General features: G+C 62.5%; 22 protein-coding genes. 13 read left to right on the forward strand and 9 right to left on the reverse strand.

The features are described 5' to 3' along the window. Window positions 1-80: 80 nt before the first annotated feature. Entirely contained in the window at window positions 81-1,352 is a 1,272-nt protein-coding gene (locus H7995_RS04560; RefSeq protein WP_185818055.1) for a Zn-dependent hydrolase, read from the forward strand. A 65-nt stretch (window positions 1,353-1,417) separates the two neighbouring features. Here H7995_RS04560 and fabI read toward each other — a convergent pair whose 3' ends face one another. From fabI to gloB, 8 genes are all read right to left on the reverse strand, one after another. Beyond that, complete coding sequence (gene fabI, locus H7995_RS04565) at window positions 1,418-2,212, reverse strand: enoyl-ACP reductase FabI (RefSeq protein ID WP_007910591.1); 795 nt, start codon at window positions 2,210-2,212, stop codon at window positions 1,418-1,420. Between the two features lie 19 nt (window positions 2,213-2,231). Further along, window positions 2,232-3,842: an ABC transporter ATP-binding protein gene (locus tag H7995_RS04570; protein ID WP_166591128.1), complete on the reverse strand. Its 1,611-nt coding sequence runs from the start codon at window positions 3,840-3,842 to the stop codon at window positions 2,232-2,234. A gap of 1 nt (window position 3,843) precedes the next feature. After that, a complete protein-coding gene (locus H7995_RS04575) occupies window positions 3,844-4,863 on the reverse strand; it encodes an ABC transporter permease (RefSeq protein ID WP_166591129.1) in 1,020 nt (339 codons plus the stop codon). 1 nt (window position 4,864) lies between these two features. Beyond that, on the reverse strand, window positions 4,865-5,938 hold the full coding sequence (locus H7995_RS04580) for a microcin C ABC transporter permease YejB (protein ID WP_095168842.1): 1,074 nt from the start codon (window positions 5,936-5,938) through the stop codon (window positions 4,865-4,867). 1 nt (window position 5,939) lies between these two features. Further along, on the reverse strand, window positions 5,940-7,781 hold the full coding sequence (locus tag H7995_RS04585; RefSeq protein ID WP_185818056.1) for an extracellular solute-binding protein: 1,842 nt from the start codon (window positions 7,779-7,781) through the stop codon (window positions 5,940-5,942). After that, complete coding sequence (locus H7995_RS04590) at window positions 7,778-9,610, reverse strand: extracellular solute-binding protein (protein WP_166591132.1); 1,833 nt, start codon at window positions 9,608-9,610, stop codon at window positions 7,778-7,780. Before H7995_RS04590 ends, H7995_RS04585 begins: the two co-directional genes overlap by 4 nt. 253 nt (window positions 9,611-9,863) lie before the next feature. Beyond that, on the reverse strand, window positions 9,864-11,291 hold the full coding sequence (locus H7995_RS04595) for a transglycosylase SLT domain-containing protein (RefSeq protein ID WP_166591133.1): 1,428 nt from the start codon (window positions 11,289-11,291) through the stop codon (window positions 9,864-9,866). A 99-nt stretch (window positions 11,292-11,390) separates the two neighbouring features. Further along, on the reverse strand, window positions 11,391-12,158 hold the full coding sequence (gene gloB / locus H7995_RS04600) for a hydroxyacylglutathione hydrolase (RefSeq protein WP_185818057.1): 768 nt from the start codon (window positions 12,156-12,158) through the stop codon (window positions 11,391-11,393). 65 nt (window positions 12,159-12,223) lie between these two features. On the opposite strand from gloB, the gene H7995_RS04605 reads away from it, so the two are divergent. Together H7995_RS04605 and rnhA are read left to right on the forward strand one after the other, a co-directional pair. Beyond that, the gene (locus H7995_RS04605; RefSeq protein WP_166591135.1) at window positions 12,224-12,982 is read left to right on the forward strand and encodes a class I SAM-dependent methyltransferase; all 759 of its coding nucleotides are present in this window, start codon (window positions 12,224-12,226) and stop codon (window positions 12,980-12,982) included. A 92-nt stretch (window positions 12,983-13,074) separates the two neighbouring features. Continuing rightward, window positions 13,075-13,518, forward strand: coding sequence for a ribonuclease HI (rnhA, locus tag H7995_RS04610; protein WP_095168836.1), 444 nt, complete (start codon window positions 13,075-13,077; stop codon window positions 13,516-13,518). A 41-nt stretch (window positions 13,519-13,559) separates the two neighbouring features. Here the strand turns inward: rnhA and H7995_RS04615 are convergent, their stop codons facing one another. Then, window positions 13,560-14,444 (reverse strand): LysR family transcriptional regulator, encoded by an 885-nt coding sequence (locus tag H7995_RS04615; RefSeq protein ID WP_166591136.1) that lies wholly within the window; start codon window positions 14,442-14,444, stop codon window positions 13,560-13,562. A 127-nt stretch (window positions 14,445-14,571) separates the two neighbouring features. On the opposite strand from H7995_RS04615, the gene H7995_RS04620 reads away from it, so the two are divergent. The 10 genes from H7995_RS04620 (at window position 14,572) to H7995_RS04665 (ending at window position 25,239) form a co-directional block, all read left to right on the forward strand. Next, a complete protein-coding gene (locus tag H7995_RS04620) occupies window positions 14,572-15,720 on the forward strand; it encodes a muconate cycloisomerase family protein (RefSeq protein WP_166591137.1) in 1,149 nt (382 codons plus the stop codon). A gap of 10 nt (window positions 15,721-15,730) precedes the next feature. After that, window positions 15,731-16,021 (forward strand): muconolactone Delta-isomerase, encoded by a 291-nt coding sequence (catC, locus tag H7995_RS04625; RefSeq protein ID WP_159995779.1) that lies wholly within the window; start codon window positions 15,731-15,733, stop codon window positions 16,019-16,021. Window positions 16,022-16,071: 50 nt separating this feature from the next. Beyond that, window positions 16,072-17,001: a catechol 1,2-dioxygenase gene (gene catA / locus H7995_RS04630; RefSeq protein ID WP_166591138.1), complete on the forward strand. Its 930-nt coding sequence runs from the start codon at window positions 16,072-16,074 to the stop codon at window positions 16,999-17,001. 151 nt (window positions 17,002-17,152) lie between these two features. After that, window positions 17,153-18,109 (forward strand): AraC family transcriptional regulator, encoded by a 957-nt coding sequence (locus tag H7995_RS04635; RefSeq protein ID WP_166591139.1) that lies wholly within the window; start codon window positions 17,153-17,155, stop codon window positions 18,107-18,109. Window positions 18,110-18,234: 125 nt separating this feature from the next. Then, on the forward strand, window positions 18,235-19,599 hold the full coding sequence (gene benA / locus H7995_RS04640; RefSeq protein ID WP_166591140.1) for a benzoate 1,2-dioxygenase large subunit: 1,365 nt from the start codon (window positions 18,235-18,237) through the stop codon (window positions 19,597-19,599). Continuing rightward, entirely contained in the window at window positions 19,596-20,084 is a 489-nt protein-coding gene (benB, locus tag H7995_RS04645) for a benzoate 1,2-dioxygenase small subunit (RefSeq protein ID WP_095168830.1), read from the forward strand. Before benA ends, benB begins: the two co-directional genes overlap by 4 nt. Before the next feature lie 10 nt (window positions 20,085-20,094). Next, entirely contained in the window at window positions 20,095-21,108 is a 1,014-nt protein-coding gene (gene benC / locus H7995_RS04650) for a benzoate 1,2-dioxygenase electron transfer component BenC (RefSeq protein ID WP_166591141.1), read from the forward strand. A 60-nt stretch (window positions 21,109-21,168) separates the two neighbouring features. After that, window positions 21,169-21,942, forward strand: a complete 774-nt coding sequence (locus H7995_RS04655; protein WP_185818058.1) for a 1,6-dihydroxycyclohexa-2,4-diene-1-carboxylate dehydrogenase — start codon at window positions 21,169-21,171, stop codon at window positions 21,940-21,942. An 89-nt stretch (window positions 21,943-22,031) separates the two neighbouring features. After that, window positions 22,032-22,790 carry a DNA polymerase III subunit epsilon gene (dnaQ, locus tag H7995_RS04660; protein WP_166591143.1) on the forward strand — a complete coding sequence of 253 codons (759 nt, stop codon included), beginning with the start codon at window positions 22,032-22,034 and terminating at the stop codon, window positions 22,788-22,790. Window positions 22,791-22,983: 193 nt separating this feature from the next. Beyond that, the gene (locus tag H7995_RS04665; protein ID WP_166591144.1) at window positions 22,984-25,239 is read left to right on the forward strand and encodes an Orn/Lys/Arg family decarboxylase; all 2,256 of its coding nucleotides are present in this window, start codon (window positions 22,984-22,986) and stop codon (window positions 25,237-25,239) included. Window positions 25,240-25,252 lie beyond the last annotated feature (13 nt).

Consider the following 25,252-nt stretch of genomic DNA (forward strand, 5'->3'; position numbering starts at 1 on the left):
CATCGCGGGCAAGCCCGCTCCCACAGAGCGGAGCATTTGCCTGGTACCTGACAAAACAATGACAGCCTGAGGAGAACCCCATGAACGCGGCCGTAGACGTTCTGCAATCGAACCATCAGCACATCAATCGCGACCGCCTGTGGCAGTCGCTCATGGAACTGGCCAAGCTCGGCGCCACGGTCAAGGGCGGCGTCTGTCGCCTGGCGCTGACTGACCTTGACCGCCAGGCCCGGGACATCTTTGTGCGCTGGTGCGAGGACGCTGGGTGCAGCGTGAGCATCGATGCCGTCGGCAACATTTTTGCCCGTCGCCCGGGGCGCAACCCGGACTTGCCGCCGGTGATGACCGGCAGCCACATCGACACCCAGCCCACCGGTGGCAAGTTCGACGGCTGTTTTGGCGTGCTGGCCGGGGTCGAAGTGCTGCGCACGCTCAACGACCTGGGAATAGAGACTGAGGCGCCACTGGAAGTGGTGGTCTGGACCAACGAAGAAGGCTCGCGTTTTGCCCCGTGCATGATGGGTTCCGGGGTGTTTGCCGAAAAGTTCACCCTGGAAGAAACCCTGGCCAAGGTCGATGCCGAGGGGGTGAGCGTCGGTGAAGCCCTCAACGCCATCGGTTATGCCGGGCCGCGCCAGGTCAGCGGGCATGCGGTGGGGGCCTACTTTGAAGCGCACATCGAGCAAGGACCGATCCTGGAGGACGAGCGCAAGACCATCGGCGTGGTGATGGGGGCGCTGGGGCAGAAATGGTTCGATCTCAAGCTGCGCGGTGTCGAGGCCCACGCCGGACCGACGCCGATGCACCTGCGCAAGGACGCCCTGGTGGGCGCTGCCGTGATCGTCGGCGCGGTCAATCGCGCGGCCCTTGGTCATCAGCCCCACGCCTGTGGCACCGTTGGTTGCCTGCAAGCCTATCCGGGATCGCGCAACGTGATCCCCGGCGAGGTGCGCATGACCCTGGACTTCCGGCATCTGCAGCCGGCGCGCCTGGACTCGATGATCGATGAGGTGCGCCAGGTGATCGACAGTACCTGTCAGGAGCACGGCCTGACCTATGAGCTGACGCCGACCGCCGATTTCCCGCCGTTGTACTTCGACCAGGGCTGTGTCGAAGCCGTGCGCGGCGCGGCCCAGGGCTTGGGCCTGTCCCATATGGACATCGTCAGTGGCGCGGGGCATGACGCGATCTTCCTCGCTGAGCTGGGCCCGGCCGGGATGATCTTCGTGCCGTGCGAGGGCGGCATCAGTCACAACGAAATTGAAAACGCCGCGCCAGACGACCTGGCGGCGGGTTGTGCGGTGTTGTTGCGGGCGATGCTGGCGGCATCGGCGGCGATCGCCAAGAGGTAGGGGGCTCAGCCCAAGGCATAAAAAAACCCGCCGTAATCGGCGGGCTTTTTCGTGCAACGCGAAGATTACTCTTCGATGTTGCCCATGGCGGTGGTGTTGAAGCCGCCGTCCACGTACATGATTTCGCCGCTGATGCCGGACGCCAGGTCCGAGCACAGGAACGCGCCGGCATTGCCGACTTCGTCGATGGTGACGTTACGACGCAGCGGGGTTTGCGCTTCGTTGGCGGCCAGCATTTTGCGGAAGTTCTTGATGCCGGAAGCCGCCAGGGTGCGGATCGGGCCAGCCGATACGCAGTTCACGCGGGTACCGTCCGGGCCCAGGGAGCCGGCCAGGTAACGTACGCCAGCTTCCAGGGAAGCCTTGGCCATGCCCATTACGTTGTAGTTCGGCATGGTGCGCTCGGCGCCCAGGTACGACAGGGTCAGCAGGCTGCCGTTGCGGCCTTTCATCATTTCGCGACCAGCCTTGGCCAGGGCCACGAAGCTGTAGGCGCTGATGTCGTGGGCAATACGGAAACCGTCACGGGTGGTGGCTTCGGTGAAGTCGCCGTCCAGTTGGTCGCCCGGGGCGAAGCCGACGGAGTGCACGATGCAGTCCAGGCCGTCCCACTTCTTGCTCAGTGCTTCGAAGACCTTGGCGATTTCTTCATCGCTGGCCACGTCGCACGGGAAGCACAGCTCAGGGCTCGAGCCCCAGCCTTGTGCGAACTCTTCGACGCGACCCTTGAGTTTGTCGTTCTGATAAGTGAAGGCAAGCTCAGCGCCCTCGCGATGCATGGCGGCAGCGATGCCGGATGCGATGGACAGCTTGCTGGCGACACCGACGATCAGTACGCGCTTACCGGCGAGAAAACCCATGTGTTGCTCCTCTTTCAGGTTATTGCGCAGTGGCTGGTGCCAGGAAAGCGGCTTCCAGCAACTGCTGTGTATACGGATGTTGGGGGGCGGCAAAGATACCTTGCGCGTCTCCCTGTTCGACCACTTGGCCATGCTTGACCACCATCAACTGGTGGCTAAGCGCTTTCACCACAGCCAGGTCATGGCTGATAAACAGATACGTCAGGTTGTACTTGCTTTGCAGTCTGCGCAGCAGTTCAACCACTTGGCGTTGCACGGTGCGGTCCAGAGCCGAAGTCGGCTCGTCCAGCAAAATCAACGCCGGTTTTAGCACTAAAGCCCGGGCAATGGCGATTCTTTGCCGTTGCCCACCGGAAAATTCATGGGGGTAGCGGTGCCGGGTTGCCGGGTCCAGTCCTACCTCCTCAAGGGCTGCAATGATAGCCAGCTCCTGTTCGGCTTGCGTACCGATCTTGTGGATCTGCAAGCCTTCGCCGACGATCTGGCTCACGCACATGCGTGGGCTCAGGCTGCCGAAGGGGTCCTGGAAGACCACTTGCATCTCCCGCCGCAGCGGCCTGACCTGCTGCTGCGTCAAGCCGTCCAGCTGCTTGCCTTCAAAGCGGATCGCGCCTTTGCTGGCGATCAGACGCAAAATCGCCAGGCCCAGGGTCGATTTTCCCGAGCCACTCTCGCCGACAATGCCCAGGGTCTGACCCTGGGGCAGGCTGAAGTTGATGCCGTCCACCGCTTTTACGTAATCGACCGTCTTGCGCAAGAAGCCTTTCTTGATCGGGAACCAGACTTTCAGGTCCTCGACTTGCAGCAGCGGCGGCCCGATTTCATTGGTTGCAGGCTGCCCGCTGGGCTCGGCGGCCAACAGCTCACGGGTGTACGGATGCTGCGGCGCTCGAAACAATTGTTCACAGGATGCCTGTTCGACGATGCAACCGCGCTGCATGACACATACCCGATGCGCAATTCTTTGCACCAGGTTCAAATCGTGGCTGATCAGCAGCAGCGCCATGCCCAGGCGCGCCTGCAACTCCTTGAGCAACTCGAGGATTTTCAGCTGCACGGTGACGTCCAGCGCAGTGGTCGGTTCGTCGGCGATCAGCAGTTCGGGCTCGTTGGCCAGGGCCATGGCGATCATCACCCGCTGGCGTTGGCCGCCGGACAACTCGTGGGGCAGGGCCTTGAGGCGCTTGTGCGGCTCGGGGATGCCCACCAGCTCCAGCAGTTCCAGGGTGCGCCGGGTCGCGACCTTGCCGGTCAGGCCCTTGTGGATCCCGAGCACTTCGTTGATCTGCTTCTCGATGCTGTGCAGCGGGTTCAGCGAGGTCATGGGCTCCTGGAAGATCATCGCGATCCGGTTACCACGGATGTGGCGGATGGTTTTCTCTTTCAGGCTCAGCAGGTCGTGCCCGGCGTAGTTGATGGTCCCCGTGGGGTGACGGGCCAGGGGGTAGGGCAGCAGGCGCAGGATCGAGTGCGCCGTGACCGACTTGCCCGATCCGCTTTCGCCCACCAGGGCCAGGGTTTCCCCGCGCTTGATGTCGAAGCTGACGCCTTGCACCACGCGCTGCTGGTGCTCGCCAACCACGAACTCGACGCTGAGGTCGCGCACTTCGATCAGATTGTCCTGACTCATTTCACTTCCTCGGGTCGAAGGCATCGCGAGCGGACTCGCCGATAAACACCAGCAGGCTGAGCATCACCGCCAGCACGGCAAAGGCACTGATGCCCAGCCAGGGTGCCTGCAGGTTGGATTTGCCCTGGGCCACCAGCTCACCCAGGGACGGGGCGCCGGGCGGCAGGCCAAAACCAAGGAAGTCCAGGGCGGTGAGGGTGCCGATGGCGCCCGTGAGAATGAACGGCATGAAGGTCATGGTCGAGACCATGGCGTTGGGCAGGATATGGCGGAACATGATTGCCCCGTTCTGCATGCCCAGCGCCCGGGCGGCGCGCACGTATTCCAGGTTGCGCCCACGCAGGAACTCGGCGCGCACCACGTCCACCAGGCTCATCCAGGAAAACAGCAGCATGATCCCCAGCAGCCACCAGAAATTGGGCTGCACGAAGCTGGCGAGGATGATCAGCAGGTACAGCACCGGCAAGCCCGACCAGATTTCCAGGAAGCGCTGGCCCAGCAGGTCGACCCAGCCGCCATAAAAGCCCTGCAGGGCGCCGGCGATGACGCCGATGATCGAGCTGAGCACGGTCAGGGTCAGGGCAAACAATACCGACACCCGAAAGCCATAGATCACCCGCGCGAGCACGTCCCGGCCCTGGTCGTCGGTGCCCAGCAGGTTATCCGCCGAGGGCGGGGCCGGGGCCGGGACTTTCAGGTCGTAGTTGATGCTCTGATAGCTGAAGGGGATGGGGGCCCACAGGGTCCAGGCGTCCTTGGCCTTGAGCAGTTCGCGGATGTAGGGGCTCTTGTAGTTGGCCTCCAGCGGGAATTCGCCGCCGAAGGTGGTCTCCGGGTAGCGCTTGAGTGCCGGGAAGTACCACTCGCCGTCGTAGTGCACCGCCAGCGGCTTGTCGTTGGCAATCAGTTCGGCGCCCAGGCTCAGGCCAAACAGGATCAGGAACAGCCACAGCGACCACCAGCCACGCTTGTTGGCCTTGAACAGTTCGAACCGCCGGCGGTTGAGAGGGGACAGGTTCATCTCAATGCTCCCGGGTTTCGAAGTCGATGCGCGGATCGACCAGGGTGTAGGTGAGGTCGCCGATCAGTTTCACCACCAGGCCGAGCAAGGTGAAGATGAACAGCGTGCCGAAGACCACCGGGTAGTCGCGGTTGATCGCCGCCTCGAAACTCATCAAGCCGAGGCCGTCGAGAGAGAAGATCACCTCCACCAGCAGGGAGCCGGTGAAGAAAATCCCGATGAAGGCCGAGGGGAATCCGGCGATCACCAGCAGCATGGCATTGCGGAACACGTGGCCATAGAGCACCCGATGGCGGGTCAGCCCCTTGGCCCGGGCCGTGACCACGTACTGTTTGTTGATTTCGTCGAGAAAGCTGTTCTTGGTCAGCAGGGTCATGGTCGCGAAGTTGCCGATCACCAACGCTGTCACAGGCAGCGCCAGGTGCCAGAAGTAGTCGAGGATCTTGCCGCTCCAGCTCAATTCGTCGAAGTTGTTCGAGGTCAGGCCACGCAAGGGGAACCAGTCCAGGTAACTGCCCCCGGCGAACACCACGATCAGCAGAATGGCAAACAGGAACGCCGGGATCGCGTAGCCGACGATGATCGCCGAGCTGGTCCAGACGTCGAAGTGGCTGCCGTGGCGGGTGGCCTTGGCGATCCCCAGGGGGATCGACACCAGGTACATGATCAGGGTGCTCCACAACCCGAGGGAGATCGACACCGGCATCTTTTCCTTGATCAGGTCGATGACCTTGGCGTCGCGAAAGAAGCTTTCACCGAAATCCAGGCGGGCGTAGTTTTTGACCATGATCCACAAGCGTTCCGGCGCCGACTTGTCGAAACCGTACATGTGCTCGATTTCCTTGATCAGCGCCGGGTCCAGGCCCTGGGCGCCACGGTAGCTGGAGCCGGCCACCGAGACTTCCGCACCGCCACCGGCAATGCGGCTGGTGGCGCCTTCAAAGCCTTCGAGCTTGGCGATCATCTGCTCCACAGGGCCACCGGGGGCCGCCTGGATGATCACGAAGTTGATCAACAGGATGCCGAACAGGGTCGGGATGATCAGCAACAGTCGCCGTAATATGTACGCCAGCATCTTATTGCTCCACGCCTGCAGGTTCGGTTTGCTCGTTGGTCAGCACCTCGATCGCGGGCTTGGCATCGGGCTTGATCCACCAGGTGTTGATGCCTATGTCATAGGCCGGCGAAATCCTGGGGTGGCCGATGTGATTCCAGTAAGCCACGCGCCAGGTCTTGATGTGCCAGTTGGGGATCACGTAATAGCCCCATTGCAACACTCTGTCGAGCGCCCTGGCGTGGGCCACCAGGCTCTGGCGCGAATCGGCGTTGATCAGTTGTTCCACCAGTTGGTCGATCGCCGGGTCCTTCAGGCCGATGGTGTTGCGGCTGCCGGGCTTGTCGGCGCTTTCCGATTTCCAGAACTCGCGCTGTTCGTTGCCCGGCGAGTTGGACTGCGGGAAGCTGCCGACCACCATGTCGAAGTCCCGCGAGCGCACGCGGGTGATGTACTGGGAGACGTCGACCCGGCGGATCACCAGCTCGATCCCCAGGTCGCTGAGGTTGCGCTTGAACGGCAGCAGGACCCGCTCGAATTCGGTCTGGGCCAGCAGGAACTCGATGCTGACCGGTTTGCCGGTGGTGTCGACCATCTTGTCGTCGACAATGCGCCAGCCGGCTTCCTGCAACAGTTGGTAGGCCTGACGCTGCTGGGCGCGGATCATGCCGCTGCCGTCACACACCGAGTTTTCGAAGGCCTGGCTGAACACCGGGTCGGGGATCTTGCCGCGCAGGGGTTCGAGGATCGCCAACTGCTCGGCGTCCGGCAGGCCGCTGGCGGCCATTTCCGAGTTTTCGAAGTAGCTGCGGGTGCGGGCGTAGGCACCGTTGAACAGCTGTTTATTGGTCCACTCGAAGTCCAGCAGCAGGCTCAGGGCCTGGCGTACCCGCACATCCTGGAACAACGGGCGGCGCAGGTTGTAGACGAAACCTTGCATGCCGGTGGGGTTGCCGTTGGGGATCTGCTCCTTGATCAGCCGACCTTCGGTGACGGCGGGAATGTTGTAGGCGTTGGCCCAGTTCTTGGCGGTCATTTCCAGCCAGTAATCGAACTGACCGGCCTTGAGTGCCTCCAGTGCCACCGTGTTATCGCGGTAGTAGTCGGTGCTCAGGGTGTCGAAATTGTAGAAGCCGCGATTGATCGGCAGGTCCTTGCCCCAGTAGTCCTTGACCCGCTGATAGCGGATCGAGCGCCCGGCCTTGACCTGGCTGACCTGGTACGGACCGCTGCCCAGCGGCGCCTCGAGGTTGCCTTTGCTGAAATCGCGGTTTTGCCACCAGTGTTTGGGCAGCACCGGCAATTGGCCAAGGATCAGTGGCAGCTCGCGGTTATTGGTGTGCTTGAACTTGAACAGGACCCGCAGCGGGTCTTCGGCGATCACCTCGGCGACGTCACCGTAGTAGCCGCGGTACAGGGGCGCGCCGTCCTTGATCAGGGTCTGGAAGCTGAACACCACGTCCTCGGCGCGCACCGGATGGCCGTCATGGAAGCGGGCTTCGGGGCGCAGGTAATAACGTACCCAGCTGTTGTCCGGGGCCTTTTCGATCTTGCCGGCCAGCAATCCGTACTCGGTGAAGGGTTCATCCAGGCTTTGACGAGCCAGGGTGTCGTAGATCAGGTCGATGTTGTCGGCCGGCACGCCTTTGCTGATGAAGGGGTTGAGGCTGTCGAACCCGCCGAAACCGGCCTGGCGGAAGATCCCGCCTTTGGGCGCATCGGGATTGACGTAGTCAAAGTGCTTGAAGTCAGCGGGGTACTTGGGGGGCTCGTTGTACAGGGTCAGGGCATGTTGCGGGGCCGCTTGGGCGACGCAGGCCAGTCCTGCGAAGACTAGGCCCAGCAGGGTACGCAAAGGCATCATTGGGCTTTCTCCGAAGTCTTCAGCCACCAGGCGTTGAGCCCCAGGGTGTAGGGCGGCGTGGTGACGAAGGCGAACCGGTTGCGGTACGCCAGGCGATGATAATTGATGTACCAGTTGGGAATGATGTAGTGCTGCCACAGCAGTACGCGGTCCAGGGCCTTGCCGGCGGCTATTTGCGCGTCACGGGATTGGGCGGCCAGCAGTTGCTCCAGCAGGTGGTCGACCACCGGGTTGGCCACGCCAGCGTAATTCTTGCTGCCCTTGACCTTGACCTGGCTGGAGTGGAAGTACTGCCACTGCTCCAGGCCCGGGCTCAGGGTCTGGTCGAGGGTCATCAGGATCATGTCGAAATCGAACTGGTCCAGGCGTTGCTTGTACTGGGCCCGGTCGACGGTGCGCAGGCGGGCGTCGATGCCGATGCTGGCGAGGTTTTCCGTGTAGGGCTGGAGAATGCGCTCCAGGTTCGGATTGACCAGCAGGATCTCCAGGCGCAGCGGTTGGCCGGCGGCGTTCTGCAGGCGCTGGCCATTGAGCTTCCACCCGGCCTCGGCGAGCAGGCCCAGGGCCTGGCGCAGGGTGTCGCGGGGGATCCCGCGGCCATCGGTCTGCGGCAGGCTGAAGGGCGCGGTGAACAGCTTGGCGGGCAACTGCTCGCGATAGGGCGAGAGCAGCAGCCACTCGTGACCCACCGGCAGGCCCGTGGCGGCGAATTCGCTGTTGGGGTAGAAACTCATGGCCCGTTTGTAGGCGCCGCTGAACAGGGTGCGGTTGGTCCACTCGAAGTCGAACATCAAGCCCAGGGCTTCGCGCACCTTGGCGTCGGCGAAGGCGGCGCGCCGGGTGTTCATGAACAGGCCCTGGGTCTGGGTCGGGATCTGGTGCTCGATCTGCGCCTTGACCACCTCAGCGCGGCGTACGGCGGGGAAGTTGTAGCCATTGGCCCAGTTTTTCGCCTGGTGCTCGATGTAGATGTCGAACTCGCCGGCCTTGAAGGCTTCGAACGCCACGTCGCTGTCGCGATAGAACTCCACCTCCACGCGATCGTAGTTGTATTTGCCGCGATTGACCGGCAAGTCCTTGCCCCAGTAATCCTTCACTCGCTCGAACAGCAACTGCCGGCCTGGCGACACCTGGGTGATGCGGTACGGCCCGCTGCCCAGTGGCGCCTGGAAGGTGGTGGCCTTGAAGTCGCGGTCTTTCCAGTAGTGCTGGGGCAATACCGGCAGTTCGCCCAGGCGCAGGATCAGCAAGGGGTTGCCCGCCCGCTTGAACACGAAGCGGATGCGCAGCGGGTTGAGGATATCCACCCGCTGCACTTCCTGGAGGCTGGTGCGGTAGCGCGGATGGCCTTCCTTGAGCAGCAGCCGGTAAGAGAAGGCCACGTCCCGGGCGGTAATCGGATGGCCATCGTGAAAGCGCGCTTCGGGCCGCAGGTTGAACACCACCCAGCTGCGGTCCTCGCTGTATTCGACGGACTGGGCGATCAGGCCATAGCTGGAGGCCGGCTCATCCCCTGATGGCGCGTACTGGCCGGTGCCGACCATCAACGGCTCGTTCAGCTCGTTGATGCCGTACTGCAGGAAGTTGGCCGTGGCGACCGGGCTGGTGCCCTTGAAGGTGTAGGGGTTGAGGGTATCGAACGTGCCAAAGGCCATGAGCCGCAAGGTACCGCCCTTGGGCGCTTGCGGGTTTACCCAGTCGAAGTGGGTGAAACGTGTCGGGTACTTGAGTGTGCCGAACTGCGCATAACCATGGCTTTCGCTGATCGTCGCGCAGGCGGGGAAGCTCAAGGCCAGACTGATCAGGAAGAGGGGCAGGGGACGCTTCAAGTCAGAGATCCGATCCAGGCGGCTTGGGCTACATGGTTCGTACAGTAACAGCTTGTATGGGCAGGAAAAAGGTAGGGTTCAAGGTTCTCCCACGCAACACGGGCCATCGTTGACGACCATCGCCGGCAAGCCGGCTCCCACAAGGATTGCGGCAGAAACTGTGGGAGCTGGCTTGCCAGCGATGAACTAAAGAACAACGCGGTGATTCAGGATGTACGCGTCATCGTTGGCGACCATCGCAGGCGGGGCGGGATCAGCGTGGAGAAGAGACCGTCAGCATCTGTCCAGGCTTGAGTGCCTGGCCAACACGAGGGTTCCAGCGCTTGAGGTGTTGCATCTCGACGTTGAAGCGCTTGGCTACCATGTACAACGAGTCGCCTTGCTTGACCTTGTACTGGGTCTGCTTCTTGCTGTTGGCAGCCAGCACCGTGGTGGTGCGGCCGGTGCTGCGCTTGCGGGTGTCCTGCATGACCAGGGTCTGGCCGGCCTTGAGGTTCTTGCCGGTCAAGTTGTTCCAGCGCTGCAGGTCCTTGACGTCGACCCGGTTGGCCTTGGCGATGGATGTCAGGTTGTCGCCACGCTTGACCCGATAGTTACGCTTGGCCGTGGCAAGCACCGGGCTGTCGGCGCCCTCGAACACCGGTTTGAGCGAACGCTTGCTGATCAGCTCTTCGGGTTTCATGGTCGACAGGCTGGTCGTCAGCAGTTGCGCCTTGGACGTTGGCACCAGCAGGTGCTGGGGGCCGTCGATGGTGGTGCGTTGCTTGAAGGCCGGGTTGAGCTGGAACAGTTCGTCTTCGTCGATGTTGGCCACCGCGGCAACCTTGGACAGGTCCATGCGCTGGTTGATCTCGACGACTTCGAAGTAGGGTTCGTTGGCGATCGGGTTGAGGTTCACACCGTAGGCTTCGGGCGCCAGCACCACTTGCGAGAGGGCCAGCAGCTTGGGCACGTAGGCCTGGGTTTCCGCTGGCAGCGGCAGGTTCCAGTAGTCGGTGGGCAGGCCGAGTTTTTCGTTGCGCTCGATGGCCCGGCTGACCGTGCCTTCGCCGGCATTGTAGGCCGCCAGGGCCAGCAGCCAGTCGCCGTTGAACATGTCATGCAGCTTGGTCAGGTAGTCCATCGCTGCCGTGGTGGAGGCTGTGATGTCGCGACGACCGTCGTAGAAGCGGGTCTGGCGCAGGTTGAAGTAACGCCCGGTGGACGGAATGAACTGCCACAGGCCGACGGCGTGGGAGCGCGAGTAGGCCATCGGGTTGTAAGAGCTTTCAATCACTGGCAACAGCGCCAGTTCCAGCGGCATGTTGCGTTCTTCGAGGCGTTCGACAATGTAGTGGATGTACAGGCTGCCGCGCTCGCCGGCGCTTTCCAGGTAGGACGGGTTACTGGCGAACCACAGGCGCTGTTGCTCGATGCGTGGGTTGACGCCCAGGCCATCTTGCAGCTGGAAGCCCTGGCGCATGCGCTCCCAGACATCCTGGGGGATTTCCGGGGTGGGCTTCTCGCTGAGCCAGATCGGTTTTTGCTTGGTGCGTACGGATAAGGTGTGGGCCGCGTCGGTTTGCGGCAACTGACTGGTGCTGCTACAGCCCGCCAGGGTGGCGGACACAGCTACCGCGATGGCTTGAGCCAGGCGGGTCAATGCGTCTGAATGGATGGATTTACGAATAGATGACGACATTGGCTGGAAGTAAGTTCCGGGCAAAAATGTCGGGCGATTCTAGAAAGCGCACCGGGTGCGGTCAACCATTCAGAATTTTTCGGCCAATGGTGGCACTGTTTAGAACTTATCTTTCCATGCGCGCAAGGCCGCAAAAACCTCACTGGGCGCCCGGTTATCGAGGCCGTTCCGTTCGTCTATTTTTTCTTTAACAGATGTTACGCCAGTACGCAGAAACGGATTTGTCAGCTTTTCCAGCGCCAGGGTCGACGGCAATGACATGCGTCCAGCTTGGCGTAACTGGGAGACCTTCTCGAGTCGCTCGGCGATGTGCCGGTTGTCGGGCTCTACCGCGACGGCGAAACGCAGGTTACTCAAAGTGTACTCATGGGTGCAGTACACCAGGGTGTCCTCGGGCAGGGCGGCGAGGCGGCTGAGGGAGTCGTGCATCTGCTGCGGCGTGCCTTCGAACAGGCGTCCGCAGCCGGCGGCGAACAGGGTGTCGCCACAGAACAGCAGGCCATGGTGGTAATAGGCGATATGACCCAGGGTGTGGCCAGGCACCGCATACACCTCGAACTCCCAGCCCAGTACGCTGACCCGATCGTTGTCATTGAGGGCCACGTCGCGCCCGGGGATGTTTTCGCTGGCCGGGCCGTAGACCGTCGCGCCCGTGGCGTGTTTCAGGGTTTCGACCCCGCCGACGTGATCATGGTGATGGTGGGTGATCAGAATGTCGCTCAGGCGCCACTGCGGATGCTGGGCCAGCCAGGCCTGGACCGGCGCGGCATCGCCTGGATCGACCACGGCACAGCACTGGCTGCGATGATCCTGTAACAACCAGATGTAGTTGTCGGTGAACGCGGGGAGAGCACTGATCTGTATCATCGCGGGATTCGCCAAGCGGAAGACATTGGTGCATCTTAGAGCTTCCTGGCGCATTGGAGAATGCAATGACCGATAAAGCGTTCGCTCAGGCTGATCCGGACTGGCTGGCATTGATCAGCGCGGCCCGCGAGTGGCTGTCCGGTCCCCTGGGGCAACTGCTATTGAATGAAGAGCGGCGCATGCTCGAAGACGAGTTGGGGCGTTTTTTTGGTGGCTACCTGGTGCATTACGGGCCGTCTGCCGAATCCCCACCCAATGCGCCCCAAGTGCAGCGCAATGTACGCCTTGGCGCACCGTTGCCGGGGGTGGAAATCGTCTGCGAAGAACAGGCCTGGCCCCTCAGCGAACACGCCGCCGACGTGGTGGTAATGCAGCACGGCCTGGACTTCTGCCTGTCGCCCCATGGCCTGTTGCGCGAAGCGGCCAGTGCCGTGCGGCCGGGCGGGCACCTGCTGATCATCGGTATCAACCCCTGGAGCGCCTGGGGCCTGCGCCATGTGTTTGCCCACGACGGGCTGCGCAAAGCGCGCTGCATTTCGCCGTCGCGGGTTGCCGACTGGCTCAACCTGCTGGGCTTCGCGCTGGAGAAACGCCGCTTCGGGTGCTATCGTCCGCCGCTCGCATCCCCCGCCTGGCAATCGCGCCTGGCCGGTTGGGAACGCAAGGCCGGAGACTGGCAGGTGTCCGGTGGTGGCTTCTATTTATTGGTGGCCCGCAAGATAGTGGTCGGCCTGCGCCCGGTGCGCCAGGTGCGCCGCGAGCCAATGGGCAAGCTGATCCCGCTGCCGATGGCCAAGGTCAACCGCCGCCACAGCGATCCGTAACACCCTCATTATTTTCCCGGCCGGGCTTGCCCGGCCTCAGGCGTTGTCGGTCGTTGATCGGCAAGCCACCGACATTTTCTGGATAGATTGGCATGAGCGATAGCGTAGAACTCTTCACCGACGGCGCCTGCAAAGGCAACCCTGGCCCCGGCGGCTGGGGCGCACTGCTGATATGCAAGGGCGTGGAAAAGGAACTCTGGGGCGGTGAAGCCAATACCACCAACAACCGCATGGAGCTGATGGGCGCGATTCGCGGCCTGGAAGAGCTCAAGCGTTCCTGCGACGTGCTGCTGGTGACCGACTCGCAGTACGTGATGAAAGGCATCAACGAGTGGATGGTCAACTGGAAGAAACGCGGCTGGAAAACCGCGGCCAAGGAACCGGTGAAAAACGCCGACCTGTGGCGGCTACTGGACGAACAGGTCAACCGCCACAACGTGACCTGGAAATGGGTCCGCGGGCACATCGGTCACCCGGGCAACGAACGCGCCGACCAATTGGCCAACCGTGGCGTCGACGAAGTCCGAGGTCTGTAGGATCTGTAAGGCTTGTGGGAGCGAGCAAGGTTTGCGCCGAACTATCTAGAACTGCGCAACTGCTCGATCAGCCGCAGGCAATGGTTCAGCCCCGGGGATACATCGCCGATGCGCTGGCTGAGGATGATCGGGGAGGTGGCGTTGCTTTCCAGCAGCGGGGTGAAGCCGATGTCGTCGCGGTGCAGCAATTGCACCGAGGCCGGTACCAGCGTCACGCCGATTCCTGCCCCCACCAGGCCGATCGCCGTTTGTAGTTCGTTGGTCCACTGCGCCACCTTGATGCTGACCCCGTAGGACTCGAACAGCGCGATCACGTGGTCGGCGTAGCTCGGCCGGGGATTGCCCGGGTACAGCACAAAGGGTTCGGCGGCCAGTTCGGTGAGGCTGATGGGCCGTGCCAGCAGAGGGTGGCCAGCGGGCAGGGCGGCGACCAGGCGGTCTTCGTTGAGCACCGTCTGGATGATCGCCGGGTCGTCGATGCGAATCCGCCCGAATCCGACATCGATCCGCCCGGCCTTGAGTGCCTGCACCTGTTGCAGGGTGGTCATTTCCGACAGCCCCAGCTCCAGTTCCAGGATCTCGTTGCTGCGCAGGCGGCGAATCAGCTCGGGCAACACGCCATACAGGGTCGAAGGCGCAAAGCCGATGCCCAGCCAGGTCTTCTCGCCCAGGCCGATACGCCGCGTGTTGTCGCAGACCTTATGCAGTTGCTCGAGCAGCGCCGTGGAATGCTCGAGGAAAAATCGTCCCGCCTCGGTCAGGCGCAATGGCCGCCCACGCTCGAGCAGCACCACCCCCAGTTCATCTTCCAATTGCTGGATCTGCCGGCTCAGGGGCGGCTGGGCGATATGCAGGCGCTCGGCGGCGCGAGTGAAATTCAGGGTTTGCCCCAGCACCTGGAAGTAACGCAAATGACGCAGCTCCATGAGCCCTCCACCGTCCACAGGAATGAATACCTTTAAGGTATTGATCCAGACCAATTCTATATTGGAACCCGGAAAAAAGCCGTATGAGAATCGAACCCAGAACTTCAAGAACCTGACGGGTATCGACATGCTTGCTGCTGCCATTAAATCGATCGAGACGATCATCGTCGATCTGCCGACCATCCGCCCGCACAAGCTGGCGATGCACACCATGCAGAACCAGACCCTGGTCATCATCCGGGTGCGCTGCGAGGACGGGATCGAGGGCATAGGCGAGGCGACCACCATCGGTGGCCTGGCCTACGGCAATGAAAGCCCGGACAGCATCAAGACCAACATTGACCAGCATTTCACCCCGCTGCTGCTGGGGCAGGATGGCAGCAATATCAACGCGGCGATGTTGCGCCTGGAGCGCAGCATTCGCGGCAACACCTTTGCCAAGTCCGGTATCGAAACCGCCTTGCTCGACGCCCAGGGCAAGCGCCTGGGCCTGGCGGTCAGCGAATTACTCGGTGGCCGGGTGCGCGACTCGCTGCCGGTGGCCTGGACGCTGGCCAGCGGCGATACCGCCCGGGACATCGCCGAGGCCGAGCAGATGCTCGACCTGCGTCGGCACCGGATCTTCAAGTTGAAAATCGGCGCCGGTGACGTCGACCGCGACCTGGCCCACGTGATCGCCATCAAGAAAGCCCTGGGCGAGCGAGCCAGTGTGCGGGTCGACGTCAACCAGGCGTGGGACGAAGCCGTGGCCCTGCGCGCCTGCCGGATTCTCGGCGGCAATGGCATCGACCTGATCGAACAGCCGATTTCGCGCAACAACCGTTCCGGCATGGTGCGCCTGAATGCCATGAGCCCGGCGCCGATCATGGCGGACGAGTCGATCGAGTGCGTCGAGGACGCCTTCAACCTGGCCCGCGAAGGCGCAGCGTCGGTGTTTGCCCTGAAGATCGCCAAGAACGGCGGCCCCCGTGCGGTGTTGCGTACGGCGGCGATTGCCGAAGCGGCGGGCATCGGCCTCTACGGTGGCACCATGCTCGAAGGCGGGATCGGTACCCTGGCCTCGGCCCATGCGTTCCTGACCCTCAACAAACTGAGCTGGGACACCGAACTGTTCGGCCCGCTGCTGTTGACCGAAGACATCCTCCGCGAGCCGCTGGAGTACCGCGATTTCCATTTGCACGTTTCATCGGCGCCGGGTCTGGGCCTGAACCTGGACGAAGAACGCCTGGCGTTTTTCCGCCGCGACAAGAGCTCCACTGCCCACCATTTAGCCTGAGGAGTTGCGCATGTTGTTCCACGTAAAAATGACCGTGAACCTGCCGGTCGACATGAACCCTGAGCGAGCCGCTCAACTCAAGGCCGACGAGAAGGCCCTGGCCCAGCGCCTGCAGCAGCAGGGCAAGTGGCGGCACCTGTGGCGCATTGCCGGGCTGTACGCCAATTACAGCGTCTTTGACGTCGACAGCGTGCAGGAATTGCACGATCTGCTGATGCAATTGCCGCTGTATCCCTACATGGCTATCGAAGTGACCGCGATGTGCAGGCATCCTTCTTCTATTCATGAAGACGATCGCTGAGTCGCTGTTGCCTGTTCTGTACTCTAATAAATACAAGATGAGGATCAATCATGAACGTCAGAATTTCCCACACTGCCACGGCCCAGAAGTTTCTCGAAGAAGCCAGCGGCCTGCTCAACGATGACGGTAACCCGCGTGCCAAGGCCCTGGTCCACCGCATCCTGCGCGACTCGGTGAGCATCATCGAAGACCTCAACGTGACCCCGGAAGAGTTCTGGAAAGCAGTCAACTACCTCAACGTGCTGGGCAGCCGCCAGGAAGCCGGCCTGCTGGTGGCCGGCCTGGGCCTGGAGCACTACCTGGACCTGCTGATGGACGCTGCAGACGAGCAGGTCGGCAAGTCCGGCGGCACGCCGCGGACCATCGAAGGCCCGCTGTACGTGGCCGGCGCACCCTTGTCCCAGGCTGAGGCACGCCTGGATGACGGCGTCGACCCGGGCGTGGTGCTGTTCATGCAGGGCCAGGTCAAGAACACCGACGGCACGCCGCTGGCGGGGGCGGTGGTTGACGTCTGGCACGCCAACACCGGCGGCACCTACTCGTATTTCGATGGCAGCCAGTCGGAGTTCAACCTGCGTCGGCGCATCGTCACCGATGCCGAAGGCCGCTATCGTTTTCGCAGTATCGTGCCGTCGGGCTACGGCTGCCCACCGGACGGTCCGACCCAGCAACTGCTCGATCAACTGGGCCGCCACGGCCAGCGTCCGGCGCACATTCACTTCTTCATCTCGGCCGATGACCATCGCCACCTGACCACCCAGATCAACCTGGATGGCGACAAGTACCTGCACGATGACTTCGCCTACGCCACCCGTGACGAACTGATCGCCCAGATCACCTTCAGCGACGATCAGCAGCGTGCCGCCGCCTACGGCGTGAGTGGCCGGTTTGCCGAAATCGAGTTCGACTTCACCCTGCAATCCTCGGCCCAGCCCGAAGAACAGCAGCGTCATGAGCGGGTTCGCGCACTGGAGGATTGATCCGCGCGGGCACCCGGCCACGAGATAACGCACCGTTTATCTCGTGGTCTTTCGCATTGTGGGCATTGGCATAGAATGGCCAGGCCTGATTTGCCTGAGGCGGGCGCCAGCGACCCGCCATCGCCTATAAAAACAATGAGAGTGACCGGTTATGCAAGCGCACCTGTTAAGTGAGCGCAGCAGCGTGTTTGTCCAGGCCGACCCCTATGCGGTGTCGGGCTACGTCAATCAGCACGTGGGCAGCCACGACATTCGCCTGCCTCGCAGTGGCAGCCCGCAGGCCAGTCTCAATCACAGCAAATTCGCCAGCCTGGACCTGTGCCGCATCAGCTACGGCGGCAGCGTGCGGGTGACCTCGCCGGCGCTGGAGACCCTCTTTCACCTGCAGGTGCTGCTCAAGGGCAACTGCCTGTGGCGCGGTCACAAGCAGGAACACTACTTCGCCCCCGGTGAACTGCTGCTGATCAACCCGGACGATCCGGTAGACCTGACGTATTCCGACGATTGCGAAAAATTCATCCTGAAAATGCCCGCCAGCCTGCTGGAGTCGGTCTGCCAGGAACAACGCTGGCTGCACCCGGGGCAGGGCGTACGTTTCCTGGAAAACCGCTACCAACTGGCCGAGCTCGAAGGATTCATCAACCTGCTGGGCATGGTCTGCCAGGAGGCCGAGGCAGCCGAGAGCATGCCCCGGGTCCAGGAACACTACGCGCAGATCATCGTCAGCAAAATGCTCAGCCTGATGAAAACCAACGTCAGCCGTGCTGGCCTTGGGTCCCCGACCTCAAGTTTCGAGCTGATCGCCGACTACATCGAGCGCAACCTCAAGCAGGACATCTGCAGCGAGGAACTGGCGCGCCAGGCCCGCATCAGCCTGCGCTCGCTGTATGGCCTGTTCGAGCGCCATGCCGCCACCACGCCGAAAAACTACATCCGGCAGAAGAAGCTGGAGCGGGTCAACGCCTGCCTCAGCGACCCCACCTGCACGGTGCGCAACGTCACCGAACTGGCCATGGACTACGGCTTCCTGCACCTGGGCCGGTTCTCCGAAAGCTATCGCAAGCAGTTCGGCGAATTGCCTTCCGACACCCTCAAGCGCCGCCATTGACTGCCACGCCTTGCCGCTCGCGCTTTGCACAAAACGGATAATGATCTGCAGCCAATGGCTATTGCCCCTCCAGCACCGGCTCTAGCATGAGCCTTGCCTGAATAAAAACAATGGAGGCGGCGGCCATGTCCCTGCGACCCGAATACCTTCACTCCCTGCTCGAAGACGACAAAGAACAGGGTATCTTCCGTTGCAAGCGCGAGATGTTTACCGACCCGCGCCTGTTCGACCTCGAAATGCAGCACATCTTCGAGGGCAACTGGTTGTATCTGGCCCACGAGAGCCAGATCCCCAACAAAAACGATTTCTACACCACCACCATGGGCCGCCAGTCGATCTTCATCGCGCGCAACAAGGACGGTGAGCTCAACGCCTTCCTCAACGCCTGCAGCCACCGTGGGGCGATGCTCTGCCGCCACAAGACCGGCAACAAGTCGTCCTACACCTGTCCGTTCCACGGCTGGACGTTCAACAACTCCGGCAAGTTGCTCAAGGTCAAGGATCCCTCGGCGGCAGGTTACCCGGCCAGCTTCAACTGCGAAGGCTCCCACGACCTGACCAAAGTCGCGCGCTTCGAGTCCTACCGTGGCTTCCTGTTCGGCAGCCTCAAGGCCGATGTAGTGCCCCTGGTCGAGCACCTGGGGGAATCGGCGAAGATCATCGACATGATCGTCGATCAATCCGCCGATGGCCTGGAAGTACTGCGCGGCTCCAGCAGCTACATCTATGAAGGCAACTGGAAACTCACCGCGGAGAACGGCGCCGACGGCTACCACGTCAGCTCCGTGCACTGGAACTACGCGGCCACCCAGAACCAGCGCAAGCAACGCGAATGCGGTGACGAGAACCCGACCATGAGCGCCGGCACCTGGGCCAAGCAGGGCGGCGGTTTTTACTCCTTCGACAAGGGCCACATGCTGCTCTGGACCCGCTGGTCCAACCCCGAGGATCGTCCGCTGTACGAGCGCCGTGACGAACTGGCCAGGGACTTCGGCAAGGCGCGCGCCGACTGGATGATCGAGAACTCGCGCAACCTGTGCCTGTACCCCAACGTGTACCTGATGGACCAGTTCAGCTCGCAGATCCGCATTGCCCGCCCGATCTCGGTCAACCGCACCGAAATCACCATCTACTGCATCGCCCCCAAAGGGGAGAGCGACACCGCCCGTTCGAGCCGGATCCGCCAGTACGAAGACTTCTTCAATGTCAGCGGCATGGCCACGCCGGACGACCTGGAAGAGTTCCGCTCCTGCCAGATGGGCTACCAGGGCAGCACCAGTGCCTGGAACGACATGTCCCGTGGCGCCGAGCACTGGGTCGAAGGCGCCGACGAGGCGGCCAAGGAAATCGACCTGCACCCATTGCTCAGTGGGGTGCGTACCGAAGATGAAGGGCTGTTCGTGCTGCAACACAAATACTGGCAGCAAACCATGCTCAAGGCGCTGGAGGCCGAGCAGTCGGCGTTGATCAAGGTGGAGGAACTGGCATGAGCGTGACCTACGACACTGTGCGCGATTTTCTCTACCGCGAAGCGCGCTACCTCGACGACAAGGACTGGGACAACTGGCTGGAACTCTACGCCGCCGACGCCAGCTTCTGGATGCCGTCCTGGGACGACAACGACGAACTGACCGAAGACCCGCAGCGGGAAATTTCCCTGATCTGGTACGGCAACCGCACCGGCCTTGAAGACCGCATCTTCCGCATCAAGACCGAACGTTCCAGCGCCAGCGTGCCGGACACCCGGACCTCCCACAACATCAGCAACATCGAGCTGCTCGAACAGCACGACGGCCTGTGCAAGGTGCGCTTCAACTGGCACACCTTGAGTTTTCGCTACAAGACCGTCGACAGCTATTTCGGCAGCAGCTTCTACACCCTCGACGTGCGCGGTGACAGCCCGCTGATCAAGGCCAAGAAAGTGATCCTGAAGAACGACTACGTTCGCCAGGTCATCGATGTCTACCATTTGTGAGGCCGCGGTCATGACCCATTCCATCGCTTTGAATTTTGAAGACGGCGTCACCCGCTTTGTCGACGCCAACCCCGGTGAGACCGTGGCCGATGCCGCCTACCGCCAGGGCATCAACATCCCGCTCGATTGCCGCGATGGCGCCTGCGGGACCTGCAAGTGTTTTGCCGAGGCCGGGCGCTATGACCTGGGCGAGGAATACATCGAAGACGCGCTGACGGCCGAAGAGGCCGAGCAGGGGTTTGTCCTGACCTGTCAGATGCGTGCCCAGAGCGATTGCGTGGTGCGGGTGCCGGCCTCGTCCGACGTCTGCCGCACCCAGCAGGCCAGCTACAGTGCCGCCATCAGTCAGGTACGGCAGTTGTCGGACAGCACCATTGCCCTGTCGATCAAGGGCGAGGCCCTGAGCAAGCTGGCGTTCCTGCCGGGGCAATACGTCAACCTGGGCATTCCCGGCAGCGAGCAGACCCGGGCCTATTCATTCAGCTCGCTGCAGCGTGACGGTGAGGTCAGCTTCCTGATCCGCAATGTCCCGGGTGGGTTGATGAGCAGTTTCCTGACCGGCATCGCCAAGGCCGGCGACAGCATGAGCCTGGCGGGCCCCCTGGGCAGCTTCTACCTGCGCGAGATCCAGCGGCCGTTGCTGCTGCTGGCCGGCGGCACGGGGTTGGCGCCCTTTACCGCCATGCTGGAAAAAATCGCCGACCAGGGCAGCGCCCACCCATTGCACCTGATCTACGGGGTGACCAACGATTTTGACCTGGTGGAGCTCGATCGCCTGCAAGCCTTGGCCGCGCGCATCCCCAACTTCAGCTTCAGTTCCTGCGTGGCCAACCCGGACAGCGCGCACCCGCTCAAGGGCTACGTGACCCAGCACATCGAACCCCGGCATTTGAACGATGGCGACGTTGACGTCTACCTCTGTGGCCCGCCACCGATGGTCGAGGCGGTGAGCCAGTACATTCGCGAGCAGGGCATTGCGCCAAAGAACTTTTACTACGAGAAATTTGCCGCCAGTGCTGCCTGACAGGCTCAGGCCGCCACCCCATCCCCTTTGGGGTCAGTCACACCGTCTTGAGGATTGGAAATGCACAGATTCCACGAAAAAGTCGCGCTGGTCACTGGCGCAGCCCAGGGCATCGGGCGTCGGGTCGCCGAGCGCATGGCGGCTGAAGGCGCGCGCCTGGTGCTGGTCGATCGCTCTGAGCTGGTGTTCGAGTTGCAGGAGCAACTGGGCGCACACTGCGAAGTCCTGACCCTCACCGCCGACCTTGAACAATACACCGAGTGCGACCGGGTGATGCAGGCTGCGGTCGAGCGTTTCGGGCGTCTCGACATCCTGATCAACAACGTCGGCGGCACCATCTGGGCCAAGCCGTTCGAGCACTACGAGGCGCCGCAGATCGAGGCGGAGGTCCGGCGGTCGTTGTTTCCGACCTTGTGGTGCTGTCATGCCGCACTGCCGTACATGCTGGAGCAGGGCAGTGGGGCGATCGTCAACGTCTCGTCCATCGCCACCCGCAGCGTCAATCGGGTGCCCTATGGCGCGGCGAAGGGCGGGGTCAACGCACTGACGGCGTGCCTGGCCTTCGAAACCGCCGGGCGCGGGATCCGGGTCAATGCCACCGCCCCTGGCGGCACCGAAGCACCACCGCGGCGAATCCCGCGTAACAGTGCCGAGCAGAGCCCGCAGGAGCAGGTCTGGTACCAGCAGATCGTCGACCAGACCGTCGACAGCAGCCTGATGAAGCGCTATGGCACCATTGACGAACAGGTCGAACCGATCCTGTTCCTGGCGTCCGACGCCGCGGCCTACATCACCGGGCTGGTGATGCCGGTGGGCGGCGGCGACCAGGGCTGAGGCCTGCAACTGCCACAGGGCTGCGCCTTGCAGCTCTGTGTTAAGATCGCCGCCCTACGCAAAATGCTACGCAGAAGGGGTGTACACAGATGGCTCAGAGGATGGTGGTGCTCGACACCGAAACCACCGGCATGCCGGTGACCGACGGGCACCGGATCATCGAGATCGGTTGCGTCGAGTTGCTCGGTCGACGTCTGACGGGCCGGCATTTCCACGTCTATTTGCAGCCGGACCGGGAAAGTGACGAGGGCGCGATTGGCGTCCACGGCATCACCAACGAGTTCCTGGTGGGCAAGCCGCGCTTCGCTGAAGTGGCCGATGAGTTCTTTGAGTTCATCAAGGGCGCCCAACTGATCATCCATAACGCGGCGTTCGACGTTGGTTTCATCAACAACGAATTTGCCCTGATGGGCCAGCACGACCGGGCGGATATTACCCAGCACTGCTCGATCCTCGACACCCTGATGATGGCCCGGGAGCGTCACCCCGGGCAGCGCAACAGCCTCGATGCCCTGTGCAAACGTTATGGCGTCGACAACTCCGGCCGTGAGCTGCACGGCGCCTTGCTCGACTCCGAGATCCTTGCCGACGTCTACCTGACCATGACCGGCGGCCAGACCAGCCTGTCGCTGGCTGGCAATGCGTCTGACGGTAATGGTTCGGGCGATGGCTCGGGCAGCCAGGCCAGCGAAATCCGTCGCCTGCCGGCAGACCGCACCCCGGCGCGGATCATTCGTGCCAGCGAAGCCGAACTGGCCGAGCATGCCGCACGCCTGGAAATCATCGCCAAGTCCGCCGGCGCTCCCGCGCTGTGGACCCAACTGGCCGAAGCCAAAGCCCTGGGCTGAGGAAGTAGCGCCGACCCTGTGGGGGCGGCGTACCCATGGATTGTGCGGGCTTTTGTGCCGGGTTCATGGTGTTCTCGTATCAGCCATACCGTTTGCCCGTAGGTTCCGGTGCATCGCTCGCTACATGGGCCGCAACCCTCTACCCTGAGTGTATTGGCAGACCATGGTCCGCCGCTTCAGGACGCCAAGCCCCATGTACAAAGACTTGAAGTTCCCGGTCCTCATCGTTCACCGCGATATCAAGGCCGACACGGTTGCCGGTGACCGCGTCCGGGGTATCGCGCGGGAGTTGGAGCAGGAAGGTTTCAGCGTGGTATCGGCGGTGGATTACACGGAGGGGCGGCTGGTTGCCTCGACTCACCACGGCCTGGCGTGCATGTTGATTGCCGCCGAGGGCGCGGGTGAAAACACCCACCTGCTGCAGAACATGGCCGAGTTGATCCGGGTGGCCCGGGCCCGGGCACCGAACCTGCCGATCTTCGCCCTGGGCGAACAGGTCACCCTGGAAAACGCCCCGGCCGACGCCATGAGCGAACTCAACCAGCTACGCGGCATTCTTTATCTGTTCGAAGACACCGTGCCCTTTCTCGCACGCCAGGTGGCGCGGGCGGCCCGCAGTTACCTGGATGGCTTGCTGCCGCCGTTCTTCAAGGCCCTGGTGCAGCATACCGCCGACTCCAACTACTCCTGGCACACACCGGGGCACGGTGGGGGCGTTGCCTATCACAAGAGCCCGGTCGGGCAGGCCTTCCACCAGTTTTTCGGGGAAAACACCTTGCGCTCAGACCTCTCGGTCTCGGTGCCCGAGCTCGGTTCGCTGCTCGACCACACCGGTCCCCTGGCCGAAGCCGAAGCCCGGGCCGCGCGCAACTTCGGGGCCGATCACACCTTTTTCGTGATCAATGGCACGTCCACCGCCAACAAGATCGTCTGGCAGGCCATGGTTGCCCGCGACGACCTGGTGCTGGTGGATCGCAACTGCCACAAATCGGTGCTGCATTCGATCATCATGACCGGGGCCATCCCGCTGTACCTGTGCCCGGAGCGCAACGAGCTGGGGATCATCGGCCCGATCCCCTTGAGCGAATTCAGCCGCGAATCGATCCAGGCCAAGATCGACGCCAGCCCGCTGACTCGTGGCCGTGCCCCCAACGTCAAGCTGGCGGTGGTCACCAATTCGACCTACGACGGCCTTTGCTACAACGCGGAGCTGATCAAGCAGACCCTGGGCAACAGCGTCGAAGTCCTGCACTTTGACGAGGCCTGGTACGCCTATGCGGCCTTTCATGAGTTCTTCGCCGGGCGCTACGGCATGGGCACTTCGCGCTCGGCCGACAGCCCGCTGGTGTTCACCACCCATTCGACCCACAAGCTGCTGGCGGCCTTCAGCCAGGCCTCGATGATTCATGTGCAGGACGGTGGCGCCCGGCAACTGGACCGCGACCGTTTCAATGAAGCGTTCATGATGCACATCTCGACATCGCCGCAGTACAGCATCATTGCCTCGCTGGACGTGGCGTCGGCGATGATGGAGGGACCGGCGGGGCGCTCGCTGCTGCAGGAAATGTTCGATGAGGCCCTGAGTTTTCGCCGGGCGCTGGCCAACCTGCGCCAGCACATTGGCGCCGATGACTGGTGGTTCTCTATCTGGCAGCCGCCGCTGGTGACCGGCATCGACCGGGTCGCCACCGCGGACTGGCTGTTGCTGCCCGAAGACGAGTGGCACGGTTTTGGTGATATCGCCGAGGACTACGTGCTGCTCGACCCGATCAAGGTGACCCTGGTGATGCCCGGCCTGACCGCCGGCGGTGCCTTGAGCGAGCGCGGGATCCCGGCGGCGGTGGTCAGCAAGTTCCTCTGGGAGCGCGGCCTGGTGGTCGAGAAGACGGGTCTATACTCGTTCCTGGTGCTGTTCTCGATGGGCATCACCAAGGGCAAATGGAGCACCTTGCTCACCGAGTTGCTGGAGTTCAAGCGCAGCTACGATGCCAACGTCAGCCTCGCCACCTGCCTGCCCTGTGTGGCGCAACAGGACGGCGCCCGTTATCAGGGAATGGGCTTGCGCGACCTGTGCGACCAACTGCACGCCTGTTATCGCAGCAACGCCACGGCCAAGCACCTCAAACGCATGTACACGGTGCTGCCGGAAGTCGCGATGAAACCGGCCGACGCCTACGATCAACTGGTCCGTGGTGAAGTCGAGGCGGTGCCCATTGAACAACTGCTAGGGCGCATCGCCGCCGTGATGCTGGTACCGTACCCGCCGGGGATCCCTTTGATCATGCCAGGTGAGCGCTTTACCGAGGCCACTCGCTCGATCATCGATTACCTGGCGTTTGCCCGCACGTTTGACCACAGTTTCCCGGGTTTCGTCGCCGATGTGCACGGCCTGCAACATGAAGACGAGGGCAATGGCCGGTGCTACACCGTCGATTGCATCAGGATGTGAGGATGTTTCCCAG

Origin of the sequence: Pseudomonas kielensis (assembly GCF_014236655.1) — a bacterium.
GTDB classification, from domain to species: domain Bacteria; phylum Pseudomonadota; class Gammaproteobacteria; order Pseudomonadales; family Pseudomonadaceae; genus Aquipseudomonas; species Aquipseudomonas kielensis.